General features: G+C 73.0%; 5 protein-coding genes and 1 pseudogene. 3 read left to right on the forward strand and 3 right to left on the reverse strand.

Going from position 1 to position 5,505, the window contains the following annotated elements:
- Positions 1-280, reverse strand: a pseudogene (locus EYA84_RS24940) (DedA family protein); the annotation flags it as partial.
- Between the two features lie 126 nt (positions 281-406).
- Here EYA84_RS24940 and typA point away from each other — a divergent pair.
- Both typA and EYA84_RS24950 read left to right on the forward strand, forming a co-directional pair.
- On the forward strand, positions 407-2,275 hold the full coding sequence (gene typA, locus EYA84_RS24945; protein WP_131055881.1) for a translational GTPase TypA: 1,869 nt from the start codon (positions 407-409) through the stop codon (positions 2,273-2,275).
- An 8-nt stretch (positions 2,276-2,283) separates the two neighbouring features.
- Complete coding sequence (locus EYA84_RS24950; RefSeq protein ID WP_131055883.1) at positions 2,284-3,177, forward strand: serine hydrolase; 894 nt, start codon at positions 2,284-2,286, stop codon at positions 3,175-3,177.
- Here EYA84_RS24950 and EYA84_RS24955 read toward each other — a convergent pair.
- Positions 3,131-3,925: a tyrosine-protein phosphatase gene (locus EYA84_RS24955; protein WP_131055887.1), complete on the reverse strand. Its 795-nt coding sequence runs from the start codon at positions 3,923-3,925 to the stop codon at positions 3,131-3,133. The two genes, EYA84_RS24950 and EYA84_RS24955, sit on opposite strands and share 47 nt — an antisense overlap.
- A gap of 201 nt (positions 3,926-4,126) precedes the next feature.
- Here EYA84_RS24955 and EYA84_RS24960 point away from each other — a divergent pair, with 201 nt between their 5' ends.
- Positions 4,127-4,309 (forward strand): hypothetical protein, encoded by a 183-nt coding sequence (locus EYA84_RS24960; protein WP_131055885.1) that lies wholly within the window; start codon positions 4,127-4,129, stop codon positions 4,307-4,309.
- Positions 4,310-4,363: 54 nt separating this feature from the next.
- Here the strand turns inward: EYA84_RS24960 and EYA84_RS33935 are convergent.
- Positions 4,364-5,505 (reverse strand): AAA family ATPase (locus EYA84_RS33935; RefSeq protein WP_343232786.1); only part of this gene is annotated, 1,142 nt, incomplete at its 5' end.

Genomic DNA, 5,505 nt, shown 5'->3' on the forward strand with positions numbered 1-5,505 from the left:
CCCGCGCACCCCACCGGCTCGCCCGCAACCGGGGTCCGTAGCGCCGCCCGGCCCGGAACGCCACCGCGTCGCCCGTCGCCGCCGCGACCACCATCACCGCCAGCGCCGGACCGAGCCGCAACGTCCCGGTGTACGTGAGGAAGCCCACCAACAGCAGAGTGGCCTCACCGGGCGCCACCAACCCGACGAGCAGAGCCGTCTCGGCCGCCACCACCAGGGCCGCCACCACGTAGATCAGACCCGGTGGCAGGCTCTGCACCGAGTTCAGCAGATCGTGCACGGCGCCCCCGGATCACCTCGGCAGGACTGCCCTGCAAGTGTGACAGTGCTCTCCGTCACCGCGCGCCCCCACCCTCCGGTGACCCCGACGCCACGCGGCTACCGCCGAGGCGGGAGGATGGAGCTCATGCAGCTGCGCACCGACCTTCGCAACGTCGCCATCATCGCTCACGTCGACCACGGCAAGACCACCCTGGTCGATGCCATGTTGCGGCAGGCCGGCGCCTACGGCGCCCGGGGCGAGGTGACCGAGCGGGTGATGGACTCGATGGACCTCGAACGCGAGAAGGGCATCACCATCCTCGCCAAGAACACCGGCGTGCGCTACCTGCCGGCGGACGGCTCCGACCCGGTCACCATCAACATCATCGACACCCCCGGCCACGCCGACTTCGGCGGTGAGGTCGAGCGCGGCCTGACCATGGTCGACGGCGTGGTGCTCCTGGTCGACGCCAGCGAGGGCCCGCTGCCGCAGACCCGGTTCGTGCTCCGCAAGGCCCTCAAGGCCCGGATGCCGATCATCCTCGTGATCAACAAGGTGGACCGTCCCGACGCCCGGATCAAGGAGGTCGTCGACGACAGCTACGAGCTCTTCCTCGACCTCGACGCCGACGAGGAGCAGATCGACTTCCCGATCGTCTACGCCTGCGCCCGCGACGGCATCGCCTCGCTGACCCAGCCCGCCGACGGCTCCGTACCCCAGGACAGCCAGAGCCTGGAGCCGCTGTTCCGCACCCTGCTGGACACCATCCCGCCGCCCGCGTACGACGAGCAGGCCCCGCTCCAGGCGCACGTGACCAACCTCGACGCCTCCCCGTTCCTCGGCCGCCTCGCGCTGTGCCGGGTCCGGCAGGGCACCATCGCCAAGGGCCAGACCGTGGCCTGGTGCCGCACCGACGGCAGCACCCAGCGGGTCCGCATCTCCGAGCTGCTGATGACCGAGGGCCTGGAGCGCAAGCCCGCCGACTCGGCCGGCCCGGGCGACATCATCGCCGTCGCCGGCATCCCCGAGATCATGATCGGCGAGACGCTCGCCGACGCGGAGAACCCGCAGCCGCTGCCGCTGATCACCGTCGACGAGCCGGCCATCTCGATGACCATCGGCACCAACACCTCGCCGCTGGTCGGCCGGGTCAAGGGCGCCAAGGTCACCGCCCGGATGGTCAAGGACCGGCTGGACAAGGAACTGATCGGCAACGTGTCGCTGCGGGTGCTGCCCACCGAGCGCCCGGACGCCTGGGAGGTGCAGGGCCGAGGCGAGCTGGCGCTGGCGATCCTGGTCGAGCAGATGCGCCGCGAGTCCTTCGAGCTGACCGTCGGCAAGCCGCAGGTGGTCACCCGCGAGATCGACGGCCGCACCTGCGAGCCGGTGGAGCGGCTCACCATCGACTCGCCCGACGACTACCTCGGCGCGATCACCCAGCTGCTGGCCACCCGCAAGGGCCGGATGGAGCAGCTGGTCAACCACGGCACCGGCTGGATCCGGATGGAGTGGCTGGTCCCGGCGCGCGGCCTGATCGGCTTCCGCACCGAGTTCCTCACCGAGACCCGCGGCACCGGCATCCTGCACCACGTCTTCGAGTCGTACGAGCCGTGGTTCGGCGAGCTGCGGACCCGCAACAACGGCTCGCTGGTCGCCGACCGGGCCGGTGCGGTCACCGCCTTCGCGATGACCAACCTCCAGGAACGCGGCCAACTCTTCGTCGAGCCCACCACCGAGGTGTACGAGGGCATGATCGTCGGGGAGAACTCCCGCTCCGACGACATGGACGTCAACATCACCAAGGAGAAGAAGCTCACCAACATGCGCTCCTCCACCGCCGACGAGACCGAGAAGCTGATCCCGCCGCGCAAGCTGTCGCTGGAGCAGGCCCTCGAGTTCTGCCGCGAGGACGAGTGCGTCGAGGTCACCCCCGCCGCCGTACGCATCCGCAAGGTCGTGCTCGACCAGACCCAGCGGGCGCGCACCGCCGCCCGCCGCAAGCACGCCGGCTGACCCCTTTCATGTCCGCCGACGACGCGCGGCTGGACCGGGAACCCGGCACGATCTCGGTGTACGCGGGGCGGCTCGACGCCCCGCCCACCTGGACCCGACACGCCGAGGTCACCCACTACGCGGCGAGCACCATGAAACTCGCGGTGCTCGCCGCGCTGCACCGCACCGCCGAGACCGGACGGCTCGACCTGGACACCCCGGTGCCGGTCCGCAACCGGTTCACCTCCGCCCTCCCGGACGCACCCCCGTACTCCTGCGTCCGGGAGTACGACAACGACCAGGAGGTCTGGGACCGGCTCGGGCGGCAGGTGCCGCTGCGCTGGCTCGCCGAACGGATGATCGTGCGGTCCAGCAACCTCGCCACCAACCTGCTCCTCGACCACGTCGGCCGACCCGCCGTGGCCGAGGTCTGGGCCGCAGCCGGCGCCCGGCACAGCGTCACCGCCCGGGGCATCGAGGACCTCGCCGCCCGCGACGCCGGCATCACCAACCTGGTCACCGCCGCCGACCTGGCCGCCCTGCTGCGCGCCGTCGCCGTCGGCGCCACCCGCCCCGGGCCGATCGCCTCACCCACCGCCTGCGCCGCGATGCGCGACGTGCTCTGCGCCCAACAGGTCCGCCAGGACATCGCCGAGGGCCTACCCGCCGGCACCCGGCTGGCCCACAAGAACGGCTGGGTACGCGGAGTCCGCCACGGCGCGGCAGTGGTCTTCCCCACCGACGCCCCGCCGTACCTGCTGGTCGTCTGCACCACCACCCCGCTGACCGCGCAACAGCCCAGCGGCCCGGCCGACGCGCACGCCCGACGCCTGGTCGCCGACATCTCCGCCCGGCTGTGGCGCGACCGCCACCACCTCACTCCAGCAGGTTGGCCCGCAACGCCGCCACCGTCTCACCGGTGACCCCCAGCCCGTCCCGCAGGTACGCGTCGAACGACCCGTGCACCCGCCGCACCTGCGCGTACCCGGCGTCCAGATACTCCGGACGGACCTCCAGCACCGGACGCACCGCCGCGTCGTCAAGCCCGGGATGCCGCCGCCGCATCGCCTCGATCAGCACCTCGCGCAGGCTCTCGGTCAACTCGTTGTTGGCCAGGTAGTCGGCCCGGATCGCGGCCTCGTCCACGCCCAGGGCGTGCAGCAGCACCACGGTCAGCCAACCGGTGCGGTCCTTGCCCGCCGAGCAGTGGTACACCAACGGCAGGTTCGGTGCCTCGGCCGCCAACCGCACCGCCGCGCCGAAACCCGCCCGGGCCGACTCCCCGGTCACGAACCAGCGGTAGATGTCCGCCATCGCCGCCGGTGTCCCCTGCCGCGCCAGGTCCGCGTACCCGTCCAGGTCGTGCCCGAGCAGCACCGCCGAGACGTAGGTGAAGACCGGATGGGCCGGGTCGTGCACCGGCAGGTGCACCACGGTCGGCGCGCCGACCAGCCGGTCCGGCGGGGCCACCGACATCTCCGAGTCGTCCCGCAGATCCACCACGCACGCCGGACCGAGCCCGGCCAGCACCGTCAGGTCCTCGTCGGTCAGCCGGCCCAACGCGGGGGTACGGATCAGCCGCCCCGGCCGGACCCGCCGTCCCCGCGCACCGACCAGACCACCCAGATCCCGCGCGTTGGGCGCACCCACGAGCCGCCAGTCCCGTTCCAGGCCCACGTTCCCACCCTCTCCTTCGCCGTGTCGCACCGCGCCTACCAGGGTGCCCGATCCGACGATCACCACCACACGGGCGGTCCCGTCGTCCCGGGCAGGCAGACGCGGCGTGCCGCCCGGAGTAAAGATGCGGACTGAGGATTGTCGATCGGCGGAAAGTTTCCTATCGTCCGGACTCAGGGGTGCAACCGGCCGGGGGTGGGCGTGCGACACGGTGCCGAAGCGGAGGTCCGGGTCGCCGTCGCCACCCTCTGGCGATCTCCCGACGAGGTGCGGGCGGTCGACGCCCCGGCACTCGGCGCTCCGGCCGAGGTCGGGGCGTGGGTCGCCGGACTGGCCGCCGGACCGCCACGCTGCTCGGCGCGCACCGCATCTGAGTAGGAGACCGACGTTCTGGTGTGACCCACCGCCCTCCCGCTAAGGCATCCTAGGAGGCTAGGTGCCATGGGTGGCGGGGAGCAGCGGATCGGCCAGGGACCAGCCGGCGGCCAGCAGTGCGTCGCACGCCGCCACCGCCGTGGCCAGCCGCTCGGCGTGCGACCCGGACAGCGTCACCGTCGGCACCCCGCACCCGACCAGCTCGGTGCGGAACCGCCCGGTCATCCAGGCCCGCAGGTGCTCGCCGTCACGCAGCCCGTCGTCGTCGAAGGGCACGCCCTCGTGGTCGGTCAGCAGATACAGCGCCGGACGTCGGGCCGCCGCCCGGACCACCGAGGAGGTCGAGCCCAGATACCGCTCCTCCCAGACGGCGGTCGCCCGGGCGTCCGTGTCGCAGAACAGCAGCGGGCCGCTGACCCGGGCCGCCGCGTCCTCGGCCGCCTGCTGCCCGCGGACCACCTCGACGAAGTCGTCCCGGTCCCAGGTCACGTCGAAGACCGTCGCCGAGGGCTCCCGCCGACGCAGGAGCGCCAGCTTGCGGGCGGTCAGCTCGCGGCCGTACTCGGGGACCCACGCCGTGTCGTAGTGGGCGGCCAGCGCCGCCGCCATCGTGGTGGTGCCGCTGGACTCGGCGCCCACCACCACGACCCGGCGGACGAACCAGGCCCGCACCGGCGGGCTCAGCCACCGCCAGTGTGTCACCGGGTCGGCGCGGACCGCCGTACCGGAGACCGGCACCGCCCGCCGGTCCGGGTCCACGCAGACCGCCACCGCGTCGAAGCGACGGGCCAACTCCGCGCCGTACTCCTCGGAGGAGAACACGGCGTCCACCGGCTCGGGCCCGACCGCCTCCCGGAACACCGCGCAGTGCGCGTCCCACACCGCCGGGTCCGCGTAGTCGACCGGATGGTCGTCATACCGCCCCACCACCCGGACCCGGCCGCTGCCCGCGTGCGCCTCCCGCAACCAGGCGACCCGCTCGGCGAGCGGGATCGACTCCCGCCGGGACGGCGCGACCACCACGGTCACCGTCGCGCAGCGCGCCGCCGCCGCCTCGATCAGCGCGTGGTGGCCGGCATGCGGCGGATAGAACTTCCCGACCACCATGCCGTGCCGGAACCGGGGGGCGTCCCCGGGCGGGGTGGCCGCCAGGTCGGTCCCGCCGCTCACGCGACCACCGGCGCCGCGCCGGGCGGCAC

It is taken from the genome of Verrucosispora sp. SN26_14.1 (assembly GCF_004307965.1).
Taxonomy (GTDB): Bacteria; Actinomycetota; Actinomycetes; order Mycobacteriales; family Micromonosporaceae; genus Micromonospora.

Excerpts from the sequence above, each read along its gene's own strand:
- typA (WP_131055881.1), top strand. The coding sequence starts at position 407 with ATGCAGCTGCGCACCGACCTTCGCAACGTCGCCATCATCGCTCACGTC.
- EYA84_RS24950 (WP_131055883.1), top strand. The coding sequence starts at position 2,284 with ATGTCCGCCGACGACGCGCGGCTGGACCGGGAACCCGGCACGATCTCG.